Source organism: Bacillus sp. FSL R5-0560 (assembly GCF_037966305.1).
GTDB classification, from domain to species: Bacteria; Bacillota; Bacilli; order Bacillales; family Bacillaceae; genus Bacillus; species Bacillus mojavensis.
Genome location: NZ_CP150195.1, coordinates 63568 through 83781 on the forward strand (window position 1 = coordinate 63568; position 20214 = coordinate 83781).

19 protein-coding genes and 2 tRNA genes are annotated in these 20214 nt (G+C 43.2%); all 21 read left to right on the forward strand.

Going from position 1 to position 20214, the window contains the following annotated elements; genetic code table 11:
- The first annotated feature begins 35 nt into the window (after window positions 1–35).
- Complete coding sequence (spoVT, locus tag NST56_RS00340; protein WP_010332706.1) at window positions 36–572, forward strand: stage V sporulation protein T; 537 nt, start codon at window positions 36–38, stop codon at window positions 570–572.
- Between the two features lie 181 nt (window positions 573–753).
- Window positions 754–2352, forward strand: a complete 1599-nt coding sequence (locus tag NST56_RS00345; RefSeq protein ID WP_339179257.1) for a polysaccharide biosynthesis protein — start codon at window positions 754–756, stop codon at window positions 2350–2352.
- Window positions 2342–3811 (forward strand): nucleoside triphosphate pyrophosphohydrolase, encoded by a 1470-nt coding sequence (mazG, locus tag NST56_RS00350; RefSeq protein ID WP_339179260.1) that lies wholly within the window; start codon window positions 2342–2344, stop codon window positions 3809–3811. The genes NST56_RS00345 and mazG overlap by 11 nt, the downstream gene beginning before the upstream one ends.
- 1 nt (window position 3812) lies before the next feature.
- Window positions 3813–4073, forward strand: a complete 261-nt coding sequence (locus NST56_RS00355; RefSeq protein ID WP_010332709.1) for an RNA-binding S4 domain-containing protein — start codon at window positions 3813–3815, stop codon at window positions 4071–4073.
- Between the two features lie 78 nt (window positions 4074–4151).
- Window positions 4152–4454, forward strand: coding sequence for a sporulation protein YabP (gene yabP / locus NST56_RS00360; protein ID WP_004264638.1), 303 nt, complete (start codon window positions 4152–4154; stop codon window positions 4452–4454).
- Complete coding sequence (yabQ, locus tag NST56_RS00365) at window positions 4451–5086, forward strand: spore cortex biosynthesis protein YabQ (protein WP_010332710.1); 636 nt, start codon at window positions 4451–4453, stop codon at window positions 5084–5086. The genes yabP and yabQ overlap by 4 nt, the downstream gene beginning before the upstream one ends.
- 17 nt (window positions 5087–5103) lie before the next feature.
- A complete protein-coding gene (gene divIC, locus NST56_RS00370) occupies window positions 5104–5481 on the forward strand; it encodes a cell division protein DivIC (protein ID WP_010332711.1) in 378 nt (125 codons plus the stop codon).
- An 80-nt stretch (window positions 5482–5561) separates the two neighbouring features.
- The gene (locus NST56_RS00375) at window positions 5562–5948 is read left to right on the forward strand and encodes a S1 domain-containing RNA-binding protein (RefSeq protein ID WP_003218379.1); all 387 of its coding nucleotides are present in this window, start codon (window positions 5562–5564) and stop codon (window positions 5946–5948) included.
- A gap of 167 nt (window positions 5949–6115) precedes the next feature.
- Window positions 6116–6192: transfer RNA gene (locus NST56_RS00380), tRNA-Met, on the forward strand.
- A gap of 9 nt (window positions 6193–6201) precedes the next feature.
- A tRNA-Glu gene (locus NST56_RS00385) sits at window positions 6202–6273 on the forward strand.
- Between the two features lie 199 nt (window positions 6274–6472).
- The gene (gene spoIIE, locus NST56_RS00390) at window positions 6473–8956 is read left to right on the forward strand and encodes a stage II sporulation protein E (RefSeq protein WP_268506019.1); all 2484 of its coding nucleotides are present in this window, start codon (window positions 6473–6475) and stop codon (window positions 8954–8956) included.
- 84 nt (window positions 8957–9040) lie between these two features.
- Window positions 9041–9778 carry a VWA domain-containing protein gene (locus NST56_RS00395; protein ID WP_339179269.1) on the forward strand — a complete coding sequence of 246 codons (738 nt, stop codon included), beginning with the start codon at window positions 9041–9043 and terminating at the stop codon, window positions 9776–9778.
- Window positions 9744–10766 (forward strand): serine/threonine-protein kinase, encoded by a 1023-nt coding sequence (locus tag NST56_RS00400; RefSeq protein ID WP_339179272.1) that lies wholly within the window; start codon window positions 9744–9746, stop codon window positions 10764–10766. The genes NST56_RS00395 and NST56_RS00400 overlap by 35 nt, the downstream gene beginning before the upstream one ends.
- 103 nt (window positions 10767–10869) lie before the next feature.
- Entirely contained in the window at window positions 10870–12282 is a 1413-nt protein-coding gene (gene tilS / locus NST56_RS00405; RefSeq protein WP_339179275.1) for a tRNA lysidine(34) synthetase TilS, read from the forward strand.
- Between the two features lie 2 nt (window positions 12283–12284).
- Window positions 12285–12827 (forward strand): hypoxanthine phosphoribosyltransferase, encoded by a 543-nt coding sequence (gene hpt, locus NST56_RS00410; protein ID WP_010332716.1) that lies wholly within the window; start codon window positions 12285–12287, stop codon window positions 12825–12827.
- Window positions 12828–12924: 97 nt separating this feature from the next.
- The gene (ftsH, locus tag NST56_RS00415; RefSeq protein WP_010332717.1) at window positions 12925–14838 is read left to right on the forward strand and encodes an ATP-dependent zinc metalloprotease FtsH; all 1914 of its coding nucleotides are present in this window, start codon (window positions 12925–12927) and stop codon (window positions 14836–14838) included.
- 187 nt (window positions 14839–15025) lie between these two features.
- The gene (locus NST56_RS00420; protein WP_101865154.1) at window positions 15026–15802 is read left to right on the forward strand and encodes a type III pantothenate kinase; all 777 of its coding nucleotides are present in this window, start codon (window positions 15026–15028) and stop codon (window positions 15800–15802) included.
- Between the two features lie 11 nt (window positions 15803–15813).
- Window positions 15814–16689, forward strand: coding sequence for a redox-regulated molecular chaperone HslO (gene hslO, locus NST56_RS00425; RefSeq protein WP_339179281.1), 876 nt, complete (start codon window positions 15814–15816; stop codon window positions 16687–16689).
- A 48-nt stretch (window positions 16690–16737) separates the two neighbouring features.
- Window positions 16738–17631 carry a peptidyl-prolyl cis-trans isomerase gene (locus NST56_RS00430; protein WP_010332720.1) on the forward strand — a complete coding sequence of 298 codons (894 nt, stop codon included), beginning with the start codon at window positions 16738–16740 and terminating at the stop codon, window positions 17629–17631.
- A 75-nt stretch (window positions 17632–17706) separates the two neighbouring features.
- Entirely contained in the window at window positions 17707–18633 is a 927-nt protein-coding gene (gene cysK, locus NST56_RS00435; protein ID WP_010332721.1) for a cysteine synthase A, read from the forward strand.
- A 162-nt stretch (window positions 18634–18795) separates the two neighbouring features.
- Window positions 18796–20205, forward strand: coding sequence for an anthranilate synthase component I family protein (locus NST56_RS00440; RefSeq protein ID WP_168746767.1), 1410 nt, complete (start codon window positions 18796–18798; stop codon window positions 20203–20205).
- Window positions 20206–20214 lie beyond the last annotated feature (9 nt).

A 20214-nucleotide genomic window follows, 5' to 3' on the forward strand; every position in this document is an offset into this window, starting at 1 on the left:
TGTATATACCATCAAATGAAAGAGAGGCACCAGAGATGAAAGCAACCGGTATCGTACGTCGTATTGATGACTTAGGACGGGTCGTGATTCCTAAAGAAATTCGCAGAACGCTGAGGATCAGGGAAGGGGATCCGCTTGAGATTTTTGTAGATCGTGACGGAGAAGTCATTTTGAAAAAATACTCTCCGATAAGTGAGCTTGGAGACTTTGCAAAGGAGTATGCAGACGCGCTTTATGACAGTCTTGGCCATTCAGTGCTTATCTGTGACCGAGATGTCTACATTGCCGTCTCCGGAAGTTCCAAAAAAGACTACTTAAACAAGCCGATCAGCGAAATGCTGGAAAGAACAATGGATCAGAGAAGTTCTGTGCTTGAGAGTGATACAAAATCCGTGCAGCTTGTAAATGGCATAGATGAAGATATGAGTTCGTATACTGTCGGCCCGATTGTCGCGAATGGCGACCCGATAGGTGCTGTCGTGATTTTTTCAAAGGATCAGACGATGGGCGAAGTTGAGCATAAAGCCGTTGAAACAGCAGCTGGGTTTTTGGCTCGTCAAATGGAACAGTAGGTCTTATTACAATTATCAAAATAGGTATAAGAAGAACAGCTCTCCTTGGGATGCTGTTCTTTTTTGTGCAGGCCGAAAAAGGATTCCAAGGGTTGGGATATGGTATAATAACCACGTTTTTATGTGTACCAAGGTCATTGCAAACTTTGCATTGCCCCTGACGTTGGGAAGGAGCTTTTGGATGGATGATTCAATACGCGTCAAACGGCATTGGATGTGGCAGGGGGCTTTTGTTTTAATTCTGGCAGGCGTTATTTCAAAAATATTGAGCGCCGTTTACAGAGTCCCGTTTCAAAACATTGTCGGCGATGTTGGATTTTATATATATCAGCAGGTATACCCTTTTCTTGGTATTGCCGTCATGCTTTCAACATCAGGATTTCCGGTGATTATTTCTAAACTGATGAATGATTATAGTGAAAAAAGCCATAACACCATAATGAAAATGTCATCGCTGGTTTTATCGGTAATAGGCGGTCTTTTATTTCTGTGTTTATATATGGGGGCTGTTCCGATTGCCCTGTTTATGGGTGATTCTCATCTCGCCCAGTTAATTCAAGTAACTGCATATGCGTTTCTTCTGTTTCCATTTGTCGCGTTGCTCAGAGGCGTTTTTCAAGGGAGACACGACATGCTCCCATCCGCTTTATCGCAAATTATGGAACAGTTTCTGCGGGTGGCGGTGCTCTTAGGGTTATCTTTTTGGCTCATCAAAAAAGGTGCCTCGCTTTATGCTGCGGGAGCGGCAGCTGCTTCTGGTTCTCTTGCCGGGAGTTTGATTGCACTTATCATCCTCGTCTTTTTTTGGTTCAAAACGAAAAAGCCTGAAAAAGCGGAAATAGAAAAAGAAAATTACATTACAACAAATCAATTAATGAAGAAACTGCTTTTATATTCAGTAACGATCTGTGTAAGCAGCCTGCTGCTTTTGTTTATCCAGCTTGTCGATGCACTGAATTTATATTCTTTGCTGTCTGGCGGTGAGGTGAGTGAAGAGGCAAAGCGGCTGAAAGGAATTTATGACCGGGGGCAGCCTCTGTTGCAACTCGGTTCTGTTTTCGCAATGAGCATCGGGACCTCACTCGTACCGTTGATTTCAAAGGCGGTAAAGGAGAATCAGGTGCAGGTGATGAAACAAAAAGTGACGTCTTCCTTAAAGCTGTGTCTTGCGATAGGCGTTGCGGCGTCTACTGGCCTCATCTGCATCCTCAAGCCGGTCAACATTATGCTGTTTCAAAATGGCGAAGGAACAGCTGCGTTGCAGATATTTAGCTGCTCCATTTTGTTTGCGTCTTTGGCGGTCACGGCTGCAGCTGTCTTACAGGGAGCGGGAAACACGGTGTTCCCTGCAATAGCAGTAGGCGCAGGTGTGGCTGTGAAATGGGTGTTAAATACCTTTTTGGTTCCGCACTATGGAATTGAAGGGGCGGCATTTGCAACAGCGGCTTCTTTTGCAACTGTCGCAGGCCTCAATCTCTATCGCTTGCGGCAAAAAGAATGGATGGACAAGCTAAAGAGCACTATGCTTCCAATTATTGGATCCGCTATATTAATGTCGGCTGTCTTGCTTGCTTATTTACGCCTTTGGTCTTTTCTGTTTGATGCGGAAGGAAGAGGATATGCGGCAGTTGAAAGTGTTTCGGCTGTCGCCATTGGAGGCGCGGTGTTTATTTATTGTATGATGAAGTTGGGAATATTTACGAATGAAGAGCTTAACAGTGTGCCTTTTGGCAGCAAGTTAAGCAAACTCACCAGAAGGAGAGAACAAAATGGCAGGTAATATTACAGTCGTCGGGCTTGGCGCCGGAGACATGGACCAGTTGACAATTGGCATACATAAGCTGCTGACAAAGGCGGACACTCTGTTTGTCAGAACCAAAGACCATCCTTTAATTCAAGAGCTAGAAAGCGAAACGCAGAACATTCGTTATTTTGATGATATATATGAGAAACACGACCAGTTTGATGCGGTATACGAGGAAATTACTGATATTCTCTTTGAAGAAGCGAAGCATCAGGACGTTGTTTATGCTGTTCCGGGGCATCCATTTGTAGCAGAAAAAACAGTACAGCTGCTGACGGAGCGGCAGGAAGAAAAAAACATTCAGGTGAAAGTCGCGGGAGGACAAAGCTTTCTTGATGCCACTTTTAATGCCTTGCAAATTGATCCCATTGAAGGCTTTCAATTTGTGGATGCCGGGACATTGAGCGCGGATGAGCTTGAGCTCAGACATCACCTGATCATTTGTCAGGTATACGATCAAATGACTGCATCCGAAGTGAAGCTGACATTAATGGAGAAGCTGCCGGATGATTATGAAGTTGTGATTGTAACAGCAGCCGGAAGCCGTGATGAGGATATTCGGAGAGTGCCCTTATTTGAACTGGACCGCAATGTCGCCATGAATAACTTAACAAGTGTGTATATTCCGCCGATTAAAGAAGAGAAGCTGCTGTACCAGGAGTTCTCCGAGTTTCGGCGCATCATTAGAGAGCTTCGCGGGCCCAACGGCTGTCCGTGGGATAAAAAGCAGACTCATCAGTCTTTAAAACAATACATGATTGAAGAGTGTTATGAACTTCTCGAAGCAATTGACGAAGAAGACACAGACCATATGATCGAAGAGCTTGGCGACGTTTTGCTTCAGGTCCTGCTTCACGCGCAAATTGGTGAAGATGATGGTTATTTCACAATAGATGATGTCATTAAAGGGATCAGTGAAAAAATGGTCCGAAGACATCCCCATGTGTTTAAAGATGTTAAGGTTCAGGATGAAAACGATGTTTTAGCAAATTGGGAAGATATTAAAAAAGCCGAAAAACATACATCTGATGCATCCTTGTTAGACACCGTCCCGAAAACCCTTCCTGCGCTTTCTAAAGCCGCTAAATTGCAGAAAAAAGCGGCAAAAGTCGGTTTTGACTGGGAAGATGTGAGTGATATGTGGGAAAAGGTGAATGAGGAGATAAAGGAATTTTCTTCAGAGGCTACTGAAGACCCTCATGAACACAATCTCAAGGCTGAATTTGGCGATGTTCTCTTCGCCTTGGTGAATGTAGCCCGCTTCTACAAGATAGAACCGGAGGAAGCATTGGCGATGACGAACGATAAATTCAGGAGACGTTTTTCTTATATTGAGCAAACAGCGAAGGAAAAGGGAATCGAGCTGGCTAATATGTCTCTTGAGGACATGGACAACCTGTGGAATGAAGCAAAAGAAACTGAGAGGGGATCATAAAATGAGATTAGATAAATTTTTAAAAGTATCACGGCTGATTAAACGACGTACACTAGCGAAGGAAGTAGCTGATCAAGGCAGAATCTCCATTAACGGAAATCAGGCTAAAGCAAGTTCAGACGTAAAACCTGGAGATGAATTAACGGTCCGCTTCGGCCAAAAGCTTGTAACGGTTCAAATAAATGAGCTTAAAGACACAACGAAAAAAGAAGAAGCCGCAAACATGTATACAGTGCTAAAGGAAGAAAAACTCGGCGAATAGGCTTGTTCTAAAAGAATCCCCCGCCTCATACAATGCAGTAATAATGCTAAAAGTATCGAGGATATGGGGGCTGAATAGATGAATTCATATTATGAGCAAAAAGGTTCTTCGTCTGTTCCGGAACAGCATGATGTGACAATGAAAGGCCGGAAACATTTAGATATTTCTGGGGTTAAGCATGTTGAAAGCTTTGATAACGAAGAATTCCTGCTGGAAACAGTGATGGGAATGCTCTCAGTCAGAGGCGAAAACCTTCAAATGAAAAATCTAGATGTAGAAAAAGGGATTGTTTCGATCAAAGGCAGGGTATTTGATTTAGTGTATTTAGACGAGCAACAAGGGGATAAAGCTAAAGGGTTTTTTAGCAAGTTGTTTAAATGACGCTGACGACACAATTCTATACAATGCTGGCGATGTCCGGTATGGGCCTCTGGCTTGGCGCGTCGCTTGATACGTACAGGCTCTTTGTTATTCGTGCCAGAACAGCCAGATGGCTTTTATTTATTCATGATATTCTTTTCTGGATTGTGCAAGGGCTGCTCTTCTTTTATGTCTTGCTTCATGTAAATGAGGGAGAATTCAGGCTGTACATTTTTTTGGCGGTTCTGCTGGGCGTTGCGACGTATCAAAGCCTTTGCAAACGAATCTATATAAAAATACTGAAATTCGTCATTTATCTTGTTGTTTCTGTTTATCAATTCTTTAAAAAGCTCATTCAGCACGTGTTATTTCGTCCTATTGTGTGGACATGCGGAGTCATCATTTGGCTGGTCACGTTTCTCTTTCAGAGAACATACCGCCTGATCGTGTTTCTCTTGTTATGTCTTTATAAAATAGTCATGGTTCTGTGTTTTCCGATCCGCTTTATCGTTAAACAATGTATGAAACTTCTTCCTGAAAAACTGCGTCTAACTTTCAGACGATATTTTCAAAAAGGTGCAGGATTTCTAAAAAAGAAGAAGAAACTATTGGTAACCATAAGAACGACCATTACACGTTTTTTGAAGAGATGAAAGGAGGACCGTCTGATTTGAATTTTTCCAGGGAACGAACGATAACTGAAATACAAAACGACTATAAAGAAAAAGTAGAGCGGCAAAATCAGCTGAAGAAAAGAAGAAGAAAAGGGCTGTACAGACGGTTGACTGTATTCGGCGCCCTCGTATTTCTGACGGCAATTGTACTGGCAAGTTCAGTATGGAGCCAAACATCTTCCCTTAGCGCAAAAGAAGAAAAGAAAGAACAGCTTGAAAAAGAACTGAAGAATTTAAAGACAAAGCAAACAGATTTAAAAGAAGAAATATCCAAATTAAAAGATGAAGATTATGTCACAGAGCTTGCCAGAAGGGACTTATTCATGTCTGGAGACGGTGAAATAATCTTTAATGTGGAGAAGAAGAACAAGTAGCCTTGTTGACACTTAAATTTTTATTTAGGTATAATTAAGCAAACGATCTTTTTATAAGCCTAAGGAGGAGCACTTTTTTTATGTCGATTGAAGTGGGCAGCAAGTTGCAAGGGAAAATTACAGGTATTACAAATTTTGGAGCATTTGTTGAATTGCCTGGAGGCTCAACCGGTCTCGTTCATATCAGTGAGGTAGCCGATAATTATGTTAAAGACATTAATGATCACTTAAAAGTCGGCGACCAAGTTGAAGTGAAAGTCATCAACGTTGAAAAAGACGGGAAAATTGGTTTATCTATTAAAAAAGCTAAAGACCGTCCGCAAGCCAGACCTAGAAATGATTTCCGTCCGAAAGAATCTTTTGAACAGAAAATGAACAAGTTTTTAAAAGATAGCGAAGATCGCTTGTCATCTTTAAAACGCAATACGGAATCAAAACGTGGAGGGCGCGGAGCAAGAAGAGGATAACTTGCTGCTTTCTATAAATAAATGAAGCATCCGTTCTTCCCAACGGGTGCTTTTTTTATATGCTCTTTCAAGGTAAGAGTCAGAAAATTATAACATTAAAGTTTCTGTTGACGAAAAGGACAAACCTTTGTATCATATAACTTGTGCTTAGAAGCACCAAACATTATGGCGGTGTAGCTCAGCTGGCTAGAGCGTACGGTTCATACCCGTGAGGTCGGGGGTTCGATCCCCTCCGCCGCTACCATATTTGTTAGGCCCGTTGGTCAAGCGGTTAAGACACCGCCCTTTCACGGCGGTAACACGGGTTCGAATCCCGTACGGGTCATACTGAAAAATCGGTTTCTGTTACAGAAGCCGATTTTTTTCATTTTTAGACATCTTTCTGGAAATTCTCCGCATAAACGAATTTCAGGGCAGAAACCGTCGAAGACTTCTTTGGTATACTTACCTTCTTTTGACAAAATCCTATCTGTGCTTTCGCTATAATGACAGGCAACGAATATAACAGGTGGGAGATGAGAGAAATGGAAAAAGCAGAAAGAAGAGTGAACGGGCCAATGGCGGGACAAGCTTTTGAAAAACTCCAATCGTTTTTTAACAGGGGAGCGAAGCTGGTGACTCATCATTTGCATTCACTGTTTTTCTATAAAGGATTCATTTATGTCGTCATCGGATTTTTGCTTGGACGAGCTTTCATATTATCCGAGGTCCTTCCTTTCGCCCTTCCTTTCTTTGGGGCAATGCTTCTGATCAGAAGAGACAAGGCGCTGTATGCAGTGCTGGCTGTGCTTGCAGGTGCAATGACAATTTCTCCGAAGCACTCATTACTGATATTAGCGGCGTTGCTTGCATTCTTCGTGTTTTCTAAAGTAGCATCCTTTATCACAGATGATCGTGTGAAAGCACTTCCGATTGTCGTGTTCTTCTCCATGGCGGCGGCAAGATTCGGGTTTGTTTACGCCCAGAATGGCGCGTTTACAACCTATGATTATGTGATGGCTGTTGTAGAAGCGGGGCTTTCCTTTATTTTAACGCTGATTTTCCTCCAGAGCCTTCCGATTTTTACAGTGAAGAAAGTAAAACAATCCTTAAAAATAGAAGAAATCATTTGCTTTATGATTTTGATTGCTTCGGTGCTGACCGGACTAGCAGGCTTGTCCTATCAAGGGATGCAGGCAGAACATATACTGGCCCGTTATGTTGTATTAAGCTTTTCCTTCATCGGCGGTGCAAGCATCGGCTGTACAGTGGGTGTCGTGACGGGCCTGATTCTCGGCTTGGCCAATATCGGAAATCTCTATCAAATGAGTCTGCTCGCTTTTTCGGGCTTATTAGGCGGTTTGCTGAAAGAAGGAAAAAAAGCAGGTGCGGCAATCGGGCTGATTATCGGATCGCTTCTTATTTCTTTATATGGAGAAGGCTCTGCCGGTCTGATGACAACGCTCTATGAGTCATTAATAGCGGTCGGCCTGTTCCTGCTTACGCCACAGTCCATTACAAGAAAAGTGGCGAGATATATTCCGGGCACTGTGGAACATCTTCAGGAGCAGCAGCAATACGCGAGAAAAATCAGAGATGTCACTGCTCAAAAGGTGGACCAGTTCTCCAATGTATTTCAGGCATTGTCAGAAAGCTTTGCAACCTTTTATCAAGCATCTGACGAACAAACAGATGACAGCGAGGTCGATCTGTTTTTAAGCAAAATTACAGAGCATTCCTGTCAAACGTGCTACAAGAAAAACAGGTGCTGGGTTCAGAACTTTGATAAAACATATGATTTAATGAAACAAGTTATGCTTGAAACAGAGGAAAAACAGTATGCTTCAAACCGAAGGCTGAAAAAAGAGTTTCACCAGTATTGCTCTAAATCGCGTCAGGTTGAAGAGCTGATAGAGGATGAACTTGCCTATCATCATGCGCATTTAACCCTTAAGAAGAAAGTGCAGGACAGCAGGCGGCTTGTGGCTGAACAGCTCTTAGGTGTTTCAGAGGTCATGGCAGACTTTTCTCGGGAAATAAAAAGGGAGAGGGAGCAGCACTTTATCCAAGAAGAACAAATTATTGATGCGCTTCAGCATTTTGGAATAGAGATTCAGCAGGTGGAGATTTACAGCCTTGAACAGGGGAACATTGATATAGAAATGACAATCCCATTCAGCGGACATGGAGAAAGTGAAAAAATCATAGCGCCTATGCTTTCTGACATTTTGGAAGAGCAGGTTCTCGTGAAAGCCGAGCAGCATTCTCCTCATCCAAATGGATACAGCCATGTCGCGTTTGGCTCAACCAAATCGTACAGAGTGTCTACCGGTGCGGCTCATGCAGCGAAGGGCGGCGGCCTTGTCTCCGGCGACAGCTACAGCATGATGGAGCTGGGCGCAAGAAAATATGCAGCTGCTATCAGTGACGGGATGGGCAATGGCGCGAGGGCTCACTTTGAAAGCAATGAAACGATTAAACTTCTTGAAAAGATCCTTGAATCAGGAATAGATGAAAAAATAGCAATCAAAACAATCAACAGCATACTGTCTCTGCGGACAACGGATGAGATATATTCCACGCTCGATCTTTCTATTATCGATCTGCAGGATGCGAGCTGTAAGTTTTTAAAGGTTGGATCAACACCGAGCTTTATCAAACGGGGTGAGCAGGTGATGAAAGTCCAAGCGAGCAATCTGCCAATCGGCATTATTAACGAGTTCGATGTTGAGGTTGTGAGTGAACAGCTGAAGGCGGGAGACCTCCTGATCATGATGAGTGACGGTATTTTCGAAGGCCCTAAACATGTGGAAAATCATGATTTATGGATGAAGCGCAAAATGAAAGGGTTAAAAACGGATGATCCGCAGGAAATTGCTGACTTACTTATGGAGGAAGTGATTCGCACAAGGTCAGGCCAAATTGATGATGATATGACAGTTGTTGTCGTCCGAATTGATCACAATACACCAAAGTGGGCTTCTATTCCAGTTCCGGCCATCTTTCAAAGCAAACAAGAAATTTCATAACGCTTCCGTATAAATCAATTTTCTTCTGGCGATGATGGAACTATATGAATCTGAGAATCATCGTATTCTCCAGGAGGAATGAATGTGAACAACGGACGTTTGAATCAAATTCTGCTGATAACGGATGGCTGCTCAAATCACGGTGAAGACCCGCTTGCTATGGCTGCTTTTGCTAAAGAGCAAGGGATTACAGTAAATGTCATAGGTATAATGGAAGAAAACAAAATTGACCAAGAGGCTATGAAAGAAGTCGAAGGGATTGCGCTTGCTGGAGGCGGCGTGCATCAGGTCGTCTACGCATCACAGCTTTCGCAAACGGTTCAGATGGTAACAAAAAAAGCAATGACGCAAACCCTGCAAGGGGTGGTGAATCAAGAACTGAAGCAAATCTTGGGAAAGAATGTGGAAATGGAGGAGCTTTCTCCGGAAAAACGCGGCGAAGTCATGGAAGTGGTAGATGAACTGGGAGAAACGGTGTACCTTCAGGTTTTGGTTCTCGTTGATACAAGCGCTAGTATGGCGCCAAAGCTCCCTACAGTGAAAGAAGCACTGATTGACTTGTCCGTGAGTCTTAACTCCCGAATAGGGAATAACGAATTTGCGATGTGTATATTTCCCGGGAAAAAACAAGAGGTCGAGCTTGTGCTAAATTGGACACCGAAGCTGCAATCTCTTTCCACACTCTTTGCGAAGCTATCGACAGGCGGCATCACGCCGACAGGTCCGGCGATTCGTGAAGCAACACAGCAATTCGAAAAAATCCGCTCAAGAAGGAGCATGCTGGCAGATGATGAACGACACTTTGACGAGTTTGGCATGTAGCCTCAAGCCGGGAACGAGAGTGAAAGGCAAGTGGAATGGAAATACTTACACATTGCGTAAACAGCTTGGAAAAGGGGCCAATGGAATTGTGTATTTGGCAGAAGCATCAGATGGACATGTTGCCTTAAAGGTAAGTGATGACAGCCTGTCTATTACTTCTGAAGTGAATGTCTTAAAATCTTTTTCAAAGGCCCAGTCCGTAACGATGGGGCCTTCTTTTTTTGACACTGATGATGTCTTTATTCCCAGCGCTAATACAAAGGTTTCGTTTTATGCAATGGAATACATAAAAGGCCCGTTGCTTTTACAATTTGTCAGTGACAAAGGAGCAGAATGGATTCCGGTTTTGATGATTCAGCTGTTAACCAGCTTATCCGTGCTTCATCAGCAAGGATGGATATTCGGCGACCTTAAGCCGGATAATCTGATTGTCACTGGCCCGCCGGCAAGAATCCGCTGCATAGATGTAGGGGGAACAACCAAGGAGGGCCGGGCAATAAAAGAGTATACCGAGTTTTACGACAGAGGATATTGGGGGTATGGGACAAGAAAAGCAGAGCCCTCTTACGACTTGTTTGCGGTTGCTATGATTATGATCAACTGCGTACATAAAAAGGAATTCAAAAAAACAAGCCAGCCAAAGGAACAGCTGCAAACTTTAATCGAAGGCAGTCCGGTGCTGCGAAAGTATAAAAAAGTGCTTGTTGCTGCTCTGAATGGCCATTATGATTCCGCTGACGAGATGAAAAGAGAGATGCTCACAGCAGGGCAAAAGGCAGTGCAAAGAAAACAAGCTGGAAAAAAACCAACTCCGACGCAATCTATCTCAAGACAAAGACAGCAAAATATGCGCCAGGGAAAAGTTACACAGACGAGATATGCACCTAAAAAGAAAGGCTCGAAGTCCGGAGGGTTATTCGAAACGGCTCTTATCGTAATCAGTGTATTGGCGCTTTATTTCGCTTACATTATCTTTTTCCTTATTTGATAGCCGCAATCTGCAATACCCATGCTTCTTCTTTGCTTGGAAGGATTGAAAGTGATAGGATATGAATATCTTTAAAATACCTGCTCATTGTGAGGAGGACATTGTGAACAGTGTCAAAGATTTTTTTATCAAACACAATCTTACGTTAAAAGGGGCGACAATTATTGTAGGCGTTTCCGGCGGTCCGGATTCGATGGCTCTCCTTCACGTGCTTCATGCGTTATACGGCCGTTCAGCCAATGTGGTTGCAGCTCATGTTGACCACCGGTTCAGAGGGGCGCAATCTGAGGAAGACATGCGTTTTGTCCAAGCGTATTGTGAGGCTGAACAGATCAAATGTGAAACGGCTCAAATCAATGTAACTGCGTATGCTGAGAAAAACGGTCTCAATAAGCAGGCAGCTGCCCGTGATTGCCGATATCAGTTTTTAAAGGAAGTGATGTCCAAGCATCAAGCGGATTATCTTGCACTTGCTCATCATGGAGATGATCAGGTTGAAACAATGCTTATGAGACTAGCCAAAGGCACACTCGGAGCTGGACTAGCCGGCATGCAGCCGGTAAGGCGGTTTGAAACGGGACGGATTATCAGACCATTTCTAGCCATTACAAAAGAAGAGATCCTTCATTATTGCCATGAAAACGCTTTGAGCTACCGGACGGACGAAAGCAACGCCAAAGATGATTACACTAGAAACAGATTCAGAAAAGCAGTGCTCCCTTTTTTGAAACAAGAATCACCGGATGTGCATAAAAGGTTTCAGAAAGTAAGCGAAGCACTGACTGAAGATGAGCAATTCTTACAGTCATTAACGAAAGAAGAAATGAATAAAGTAATCACAAGCCAGTCTAAAATATCAGTTGAAATCAATTCCTCTCAATTGCTTGCCCTCCCGATGCCTTTACAAAGAAGAGGAGTTCAACTAATATTAAACTATCTTTATGAAAACGTTCCATCATCCTTTTCAGCTCATCATATTCAGCAGTTCTTGAATTGGGCGGATAAGGGCGGTCCTTCAGGTGTACTGGACTTTCCGAAAGGACTGAAGGTGGTCAAATCATATCAGACATGTTTGTTTACATTTGAACAATGGCAGTGCAATAATGTTCCCTTTGAATATCAAATAAGCGGAGCTGCCGATGAGACGGCATTGCTTCCAAACGGATTTCTGATAGAGGCAAAGCGTAACGCGGAATCTCTTGAAGGACACGGGAATTCAGTTTTTATTACAAGTCAAGATAAGGTGAGATTTCCCTTAACGATCCGGACAAGAAAAGCCGGCGATCGGATAAAACTAAAAGGGATGAACGGCTCGAAAAAGGTAAAGGATATATTTATTGATAAAAAATTGCCTCTGCAAGAAAGAGACAACTGGCCGGTTGTGACGGATGCAAGCGGTGAAATTATCTGGATACCGGGCTTGAAAAAATCCATTTTTGAAGATCTTGTGATTCCAAACAGTGACCGCATTGTATTACAATATAGACAGCATGAAAAGTGTAGGGGGCAAGCATAATCATGATGAAACATGATATTGAAACAGTTCTGATCTCAGAGGAAGAGATACAAGAGAAAGTAAAAGAGTTAGGTGCAGACTTAACAAGCGAGTATCAAGATAAATTTCCGTTGGCAATTGGTGTATTAAAAGGAGCTCTTCCTTTTATGGCGGATCTTCTGAAACATATTGATACATATTTGGAAATGGATTTCATGGATGTATCAAGCTACGGAAATTCCACGGTCTCATCTGGAGAAGTAAAAATCATTAAAGATTTGGATACATCTGTAGAGGGCCGGGACATCTTAATTATTGAAGATATTATCGACAGTGGGTTAACCTTAAGTTATCTAGTAGAGCTCTTCCGATACCGTAAAGCAAAATCAATTAAGATTGTTACCCTTTTGGATAAACCAAGCGGAAGAAAAGCGGACATTAAAGCAGACTTCGTCGGCTTTAAAGTTCCAGACGCGTTTGTAGTGGGTTACGGACTTGATTATGCTGAGCGCTATCGCAATCTGCCTTATATCGGAGTGTTAAAACCGGCAGTTTATGAAAGCTGATCGGCAGCCTGCTTCCGAGATGGTTATTGGTTGTATTGGAATGATTTTCTATGGTACTATTGAACATAGTTGTGCTTACTGTGGGAGGAGGTAAGGAATGAATCGGGTCTTCCGTAATACCATTTTTTATTTACTTATTTTATTAGTAGTAATCGGGGTTGTGAGCTACTTCCAGACCTCAAATCCGAAAACAGAAAATATGTCGTACAGCACGTTCATCAAAAACCTGGATGACGGGAAAGTTGATAGCGTGTCGGTTCAGCCTGTCAGAGGTGTTTATGAGGTAAAAGGACAGCTGAAAAATTACGACAAGGATCAATACTTTTTGACTCATGTTCCTGAAGGAAAGGGAGCAGACCAGATCTTTAATGCTTTAAAAAAGACAGATGTAAAGGTTGATCCCGCTCAAGAAACAAGCGGATGGGTAACGTTCCTGACGACCATCATTCCATTTGTCATTATCTTTATTCTGTTCTTCTTCCTGCTCAATCAAGCTCAAGGCGGCGGCAGCCGTGTCATGAACTTTGGTAAGAGTAAGGCGAAGCTATATACAGAGGAAAAGAAACGCGTCAAATTTAAAGACGTTGCAGGGGCAGACGAGGAGAAACAAGAACTCGTGGAAGTTGTTGAATTTCTGAAAGATCCCCGCAAGTTTGCCGAGCTTGGCGCAAGAATTCCTAAAGGTGTGCTTTTAGTCGGACCTCCGGGTACCGGTAAAACACTTCTTGCAAGAGCATCAGCCGGTGAAGCCGGTGTGCCATTCTTCAGCATCAGCGGATCTGATTTCGTTGAAATGTTTGTAGGTGTCGGTGCTTCCCGTGTGCGTGACTTGTTCGAAAACGCGAAAAAGAATGCGCCTTGTTTGATCTTCATTGATGAGATTGACGCAGTTGGACGCCAGCGTGGAGCGGGTCTCGGCGGTGGACACGATGAACGTGAACAGACGCTCAACCAATTGCTTGTTGAAATGGACGGATTCAGTGCCAATGAAGGAATTATCATCATTGCCGCAACGAACCGTGCGGACATCTTGGACCCAGCCTTACTCCGTCCGGGACGTTTTGACCGTCAAATCACAGTGGACCGCCCAGATGTAATCGGACGTGAAGCTGTATTGAAAGTCCATGCGAGAAACAAACCGCTGGATGAAACGGTAAACCTTAAATCGATTGCCATGAGAACACCTGGTTTCTCAGGCGCTGACTTAGAAAACCTATTGAATGAAGCTGCTCTTGTGGCGGCTCGTCAAAATAAGAAAAAAATCGATGCTCGCGACATTGATGAAGCTACGGACCGGGTTATTGCCGGACCAGCTAAGAAAAGCCGCGTCATTTCGAAGAAAGAACGCAATATCGTGGCATATCATGAAGGCGGACACACCGTTATCGGACTCGTTTTAGATGAGGCTGATATGGTTCATAAAGTAACGATTGTTCCTCGGGGTCAGGCTGGCGGTTATGCCGTTATGCTTCCAAGAGAAGACCGTTACTTCCAGACAAAGCCGGAGCTGCTTGATAAAATTGTCGGTCTCTTGGGCGGACGTGTTGCTGAAGAAATTATCTTTGGTGAAGTCAGCACAGGAGCACACAATGACTTCCAGCGTGCGACGAATATTGCAAGACGAATGGTTACAGAATTCGGTATGTCAGAGAAACTGGGACCGCTGCAATTTGGACAGTCTCAGGGTGGCCAGGTATTCTTAGGCCGTGATTTCAACAACGAACAAAACTACAGTGATCAAATTGCCTACGAAATTGATCAGGAAATTCAGCGCATTATCAAAGAGTGTTACGAGCGTGCGAAAACAATCCTGACAGAAAATCGTGACAAGCTTGAATTGATTGCTCAGACGCTTCTGGAAGTTGAAACCCTGGATGCCGAACAAATCAAACACCTTGTCGATCACGGAACATTGCCTGAGCGTAAGTTCTCAGATGATGAGAAGAACGATGATGTGAAAGTAAACATTCTGTCAAAAACAGAAGAAAAGAAAGACGATACAAAAGAGTAACGCTTTCTGATAAAAACTGCCGGCTGACGCTGGCAGTTTTTTTATGTGAATCAGCCTCTGCTGCCGTCTTTTCAATCAGCCAATCATGGTATCGATTTGTTTACAAATGAGCCGCCGATCGTGTATGGTATTGTAGAATGTTTGTAAAAGTAATGATAGAGAAACTATTCAAAAGTGGTGATAGAGGTTGTTACTTGTTATTGATGTGGGGAACACCAATACTGTACTTGGTGTATATCATGATGGTGAATTAGAATATCACTGGCGTATAGAAACAAGCAGGCATAAAACAGAAGATGAGTTTGGGATGATTCTGCGCTCTTTATTTGATCACTCCGGTCTCATGTTTGAACAAATAGAAGGCATTATCATTTCTTCAGTTGTGCCGCCAATCATGTTTTCGTTAGAGAGAATGTGCACAAAATACTTTCATATCGAGCCGCAAATTGTCGGTCCTGGTATGAAAACCGGTTTAAATATAAAGTACGACAATCCGAAAGAAGTCGGAGCTGACAGAATCGTTAATGCTGTTGCGGCAATCCACTTATACGGCAATCCTTTGATTGTTGTTGATTTTGGTACAGCCACAACGTACTGTTATATCGATGAAAACAAACAATATATGGGCGGAGCGATTGCGCCAGGAATTACAATTTCGACAGAGGCGCTGTACTCGCGTGCGGCAAAGCTTCCGCGTATTGAAATCGCCCGTCCTGACAATATTATCGGAAAAAGCACTGTAAGCGCGATGCAATCAGGAATTTTATTTGGCTATGTCGGTCAAGTGGAAGGAATCGTAAAACGAATGAAATGGCAGGCAAAACAAGAACCGAAAGTCATTGCGACAGGCGGCCTTGCGCCATTAATCGCAAACGAATCAGATTGTATAGACATCGTTGACCCATTCTTAACCCTAAAAGGGCTGGAATTGATTTATGAACGAAACCGCGTGGGAAGTGTATAGGAGGTTTTGTAATGGATTATTTAGTAAAAGCACTGGCATATGACGGAAAAGTTCGCGCATATGCTGCAAGGACAACTGATATGGTGAATGAAGGGCAGAGACGGCATGACACATGGCCGACAGCATCCGCTGCACTGGGCCGTACAATGACAGCTTCACTCATGCTTGGTTCTATGCTGAAAGGTGATGATAAGCTGACAGTGAAAGTGGAAGGCGGCGGGCCAATCGGCGCGATTGTTGCTGATGCGAATGCTAAAGGGGAAGTCAGGGCATATGTCTCAAACCCGCATGTTCATTTTGACTTGAATGAACACGGCAAGCTGGATGTCAGACGCGCTGTCGGAACAGATGGAACATTAAGTGTTGTAAAAGATTTAGGCCTGCGCGAATTCTTCACAGGACAAGTAGAAATTGTTTCCGGAGAACTGGGAGAAGATTTCACGTACTATCTTGTATCATCGGAGCAGGTTCCTTCATCTGTAGGTGTCGGCGTGCTTGTTAACCCAGACAATACCATTTTGGCGGCAGGAGGTTTTATTCTTCAGCTTCTTCCGGGAACAGATGATGAAGCCATCACAAAAATTGAACAGCGTCTATCTGTAGTAGAACCTATTTCTAAACTGATTCAAAAAGGGCTTACACCGGAAGAAATTCTGGAAGAAGTCTTAGGAGAAAAGCCTGAGATTCTGGAGAACATGCCTGTTAAATTCCATTGCCCTTGTTCAAAAGAGCGTTTTGAAACAGCCGTTTTAGGACTAGGCAAAAAAGAAATTCAAGATATGATAGAAGAAGATGGACAAGCCGAAGCAGTATGCCATTTTTGTAATGAAAAGTACTTATTTACAAAAGAAGAGCTGGAAGAGCTTCGAGACCAAACGACCCGCTAAGCTCTTTAGCGGGTTTTTTGAATTTAAGAAAAGGGGCTGACAGTAAATTTGAAATCAAGAACAATCTGGACAATCATTTGGGGCGCGCTGCTGGTATGCTGTATCGCGGTAGCATACACACTGACGAAATCTCAAGCCAGCGCTTCCCCGTCCAACGAGTCCATTGCTACTATTGGAGGCAAAAGCGTCACAAGAGAAGAATGGCTGAAGGAAATGGAAGATGAATACGGAAAATCAACACTCGAAGATATGATCAATGTCCGCGTGGTTGAGCAGCTTGCCAAAAAGAACGATCTCAAAGTATCTAAGAACGAAATTGATCGGGAATTTCTGCTGATTAAGGCGGTAAACAATTCATTTTACGAAGACGAGCATACAACTGAAAAAGAGTGGAAAGACCAAATTCGCTATAATATTCTTCTTGAAGAATTATTAACAAGGGATATTGATATTTCAAAGACAGAAATGAAATCATTTTATAATCAAAATAAAGAACTGTATCAGTTTGATGATTCGTATCGTATTCGGCATATTGTTGTAAAGGATGAAGAAGAAGCCAGACAAGTTTTAAAAGAGCTTGAAGGCGGCTCAAGCTTTGAAGCTGTTGCGGCGGAACGATCCACGGACAGATATACGTCACCATACGGCGGAGATTTAGGGTTTGTCACTGAAGCATCAGACAACATTCCGTCATCATACATTGAAGAAGCAAAGACACTAAAACAAGATGAATGGTCAGACGAACCGATCAAGGTAAACAACGGCTATGCGATTATTCAACTGAAAGAAAAGTTAAATGCGAGAACGTTCTCATACGAAGAAGTGAAGAATCAGATTAAACGGCAGATCGCCATGGATCAGTTAGGTGATAAAGCCACTGTAAAATCGCTTTGGAAAGAAGCTGACGTGTCTTGGTTCTATGGGGAAAAAAGAACTAAATGATTGACAAAAAATTTTGAAATTGATAGATTATATACATAATACCAATACAAATAGTCGGAAATTGAGGTGTCAAGAATGGTACGTGTAGCAAACTCCATTACTGAATTAATTGGGAATACGCCAATCGTTAAATTAAATCGCCTTGTTGATGAAAACAGTGCGGATGTATATTTAAAGCTTGAATACATGAACCCTGGAAGCAGTGTAAAAGACCGTATCGGTTTAGCGATGATTGAAGCCGCTGAAAAAGAAGGGAAATTAAAAGCTGGCGATACAATCATTGAACCGACAAGCGGAAATACAGGAATTGGGCTGGCAATGGTTGCTGCAGCTAAAGGTTTAAAAGCGATTTTGGTTATGCCTGACACAATGAGCATGGAGCGCCGCAACCTTCTTCGCGCGTATGGTGCTGAGCTTGTGCTGACGCCGGGTGCGGAAGGCATGAAAGGTGCCATTAAGAAAGCGGAAGAGCTTGCAGAAAAACACGGATACTTCGTGCCGCAGCAGTTTAACAATCCATCGAACCCTGAAATCCATCGCCAAACAACAGGTAAAGAAATTGTTGAGCAATTCGGTGATGACCAGCTTGATGCATTTGTAGCCGGAATTGGAACAGGCGGAACGATTACAGGAGCGGGTGAAGTCCTGAAGGAAGCATATCCTTCCGTCAAAATCTACGCTGTTGAACCGTCAGATTCCCCAGTGCTTTCAGGAGGAAAACCAGGCCCCCACAAAATTCAGGGAATCGGAGCTGGCTTTGTGCCTGACATCTTAAACACTGAAGTATACGATGAAATCTTCCCTGTGAAGAATGAAGAAGCATTTGAATATGCGCGCAGAGCTGCCCGTGAAGAAGGAATTCTCGGAGGCATCTCATCAGGTGCGGCCATCTATGCAGCTATTCAAGTAGCGAAAAAACTCGGAAAGGGCAAAAAAGTATTAGCTATCATTCCGAGTAACGGCGAACGTTATTTGAGTACGCCGCTGTATCAATTCGATTAAAAAATCCGACAAACTCCCGGTGCCCGGGAGTTTTTTTATTTGTGCATCAAATATGCCGTGTCCGCGACGAATCTTATTCTTGGAAGAGAAATTCACTTTTTTCACTCATGATATTGCTTTACAATAAAAAAAGCAGAAAAAGAAAACAGAGGAATGATATAAATGGCACAACGCAGACCGGCAGGCAGAAAAGTACCTTTTCAAAAAGATTCATTCTTGCAACAATATGAGAAACTTTCACAATCCAGAAAACAGCACGTGCTTCTTGAAAGTGCAAGAGGCGGCAGATACAGTATAGCCGGTCTCGATCCAATTGCGACTGTAAAAGGAAAAGACGGAATTACAACCATTAAGCATGGGGATGAGATGCTGTTTGAAGAAGGTGATCCACTACGTGCCTTCCACAGCTGGTTTAAAACGCTGGAAACAGAAACAGATCACGAGCTCCCAGATTTTCAAGGCGGGGCAATCGGGTTTCTCAGCTATGATTACGCCCGCTACATTGAAAACTTCAAAATGCTCTCATTAGATGACCTGGAGACACCTGATATCTATTTTCTTGTCTTTGATGATATAGCCGTCTATGACCATGAAGAACAATCTCTTTGGCTGGTCACCCATGTGAATGACGAGAACGAATCAGCGGACGAAAAGCTGTCCCAGCTCGAACATATGTGGCTGACTGAGCTTCCCGGTGAGCCGTTACAAGAGATGACATATACAGCTGACGGTTCCTTTGCAGCGCCATTTACTGAAGAAAGCTTTTCTCAGGCTGTAGAGAAAATCAAGCAATACATTGCAAGCGGAGATGTTTTTCAAGTTAACCTATCGATCAGGCAGTCGCAGTCACTGTCTGCTCACCCGTATGAAATCTACAAAAAGCTGAGAGAAGTGAATCCTTCTCCGTATATGGCATATTTAGAAACACCGGATTTCCAAATTATTTGCGGATCTCCTGAACTTCTTGTCAGTAAAAAGGGCAAACTGTTAGAGACAAGACCGATCGCAGGCACTCGTTCCAGAGGGAAAACGGATGAGGAAGATGAAGCGCTCGCAAACGAATTGATCCATAATGAAAAAGAACGCGCTGAGCACGTCATGCTGGTTGATCTGGAACGAAATGATCTGGGCAGAGTTTCCCGTTACGGATCAGTGCGGGTTAATGAATTCATGGCAATTGAAAAATACTCCCACGTCATGCACATTGTGTCTAATGTCCAAGGTGAACTGCAGGATGGATACGACGCTGTCGATATTATTCATGCTGTATTTCCTGGAGGGACGATTACAGGTGCGCCTAAAGTAAGGACAATGGAAATTATAGAAGAACTTGAGCCGACACGCCGTGGGCTTTATACTGGATCTATAGGGTGGTTTGGGTATAATCAGGATCTTCAGTTTAATATCGTGATCCGAACCATTTATGCAACCGGAGGGCAGGCGTTTATGCAATCCGGAGCAGGAGTTGTGATTGATTCTGTCCCTAAGCATGAATACAGAGAATCATTCAAAAAAGCTTTTGCGATGCAAAAGGCGTTAGAGCTGAGCGAAGTAGAGACAAAAATTAGATGAGGTGAGCAG

Bases quoted from the DNA above. Each gene is read 5' to 3' on its own strand.
- NST56_RS00400 (WP_339179272.1), top strand. From the start codon at position 9,744: ATGATGAACGACACTTTGACGAGTTTGGCATGTAGCCTCAAGCCGGGA.
- yabQ (WP_010332710.1), top strand. From the start codon at position 4,451: ATGACGCTGACGACACAATTCTATACAATGCTGGCGATGTCCGGTATG.
- NST56_RS00345 (WP_339179257.1), top strand. From the start codon at position 754: ATGGATGATTCAATACGCGTCAAACGGCATTGGATGTGGCAGGGGGCT.
- hpt (WP_010332716.1), top strand. From the start codon at position 12,285: ATGATGAAACATGATATTGAAACAGTTCTGATCTCAGAGGAAGAGATA.
- ftsH (WP_010332717.1), top strand. From the start codon at position 12,925: ATGAATCGGGTCTTCCGTAATACCATTTTTTATTTACTTATTTTATTA.
- NST56_RS00355 (WP_010332709.1), top strand. From the start codon at position 3,813: ATGAGATTAGATAAATTTTTAAAAGTATCACGGCTGATTAAACGACGT.
- NST56_RS00440 (WP_168746767.1), top strand. From the start codon at position 18,796: ATGGCACAACGCAGACCGGCAGGCAGAAAAGTACCTTTTCAAAAAGAT.
- hslO (WP_339179281.1), top strand. From the start codon at position 15,814: ATGGATTATTTAGTAAAAGCACTGGCATATGACGGAAAAGTTCGCGCA.
- spoIIE (WP_268506019.1), top strand. From the start codon at position 6,473: ATGGAAAAAGCAGAAAGAAGAGTGAACGGGCCAATGGCGGGACAAGCT.
- spoVT (WP_010332706.1), top strand. From the start codon at position 36: ATGAAAGCAACCGGTATCGTACGTCGTATTGATGACTTAGGACGGGTC.
- mazG (WP_339179260.1), top strand. From the start codon at position 2,342: ATGGCAGGTAATATTACAGTCGTCGGGCTTGGCGCCGGAGACATGGAC.
- yabP (WP_004264638.1), top strand. From the start codon at position 4,152: ATGAATTCATATTATGAGCAAAAAGGTTCTTCGTCTGTTCCGGAACAG.
- cysK (WP_010332721.1), top strand. From the start codon at position 17,707: ATGGTACGTGTAGCAAACTCCATTACTGAATTAATTGGGAATACGCCA.
- NST56_RS00375 (WP_003218379.1), top strand. From the start codon at position 5,562: ATGTCGATTGAAGTGGGCAGCAAGTTGCAAGGGAAAATTACAGGTATT.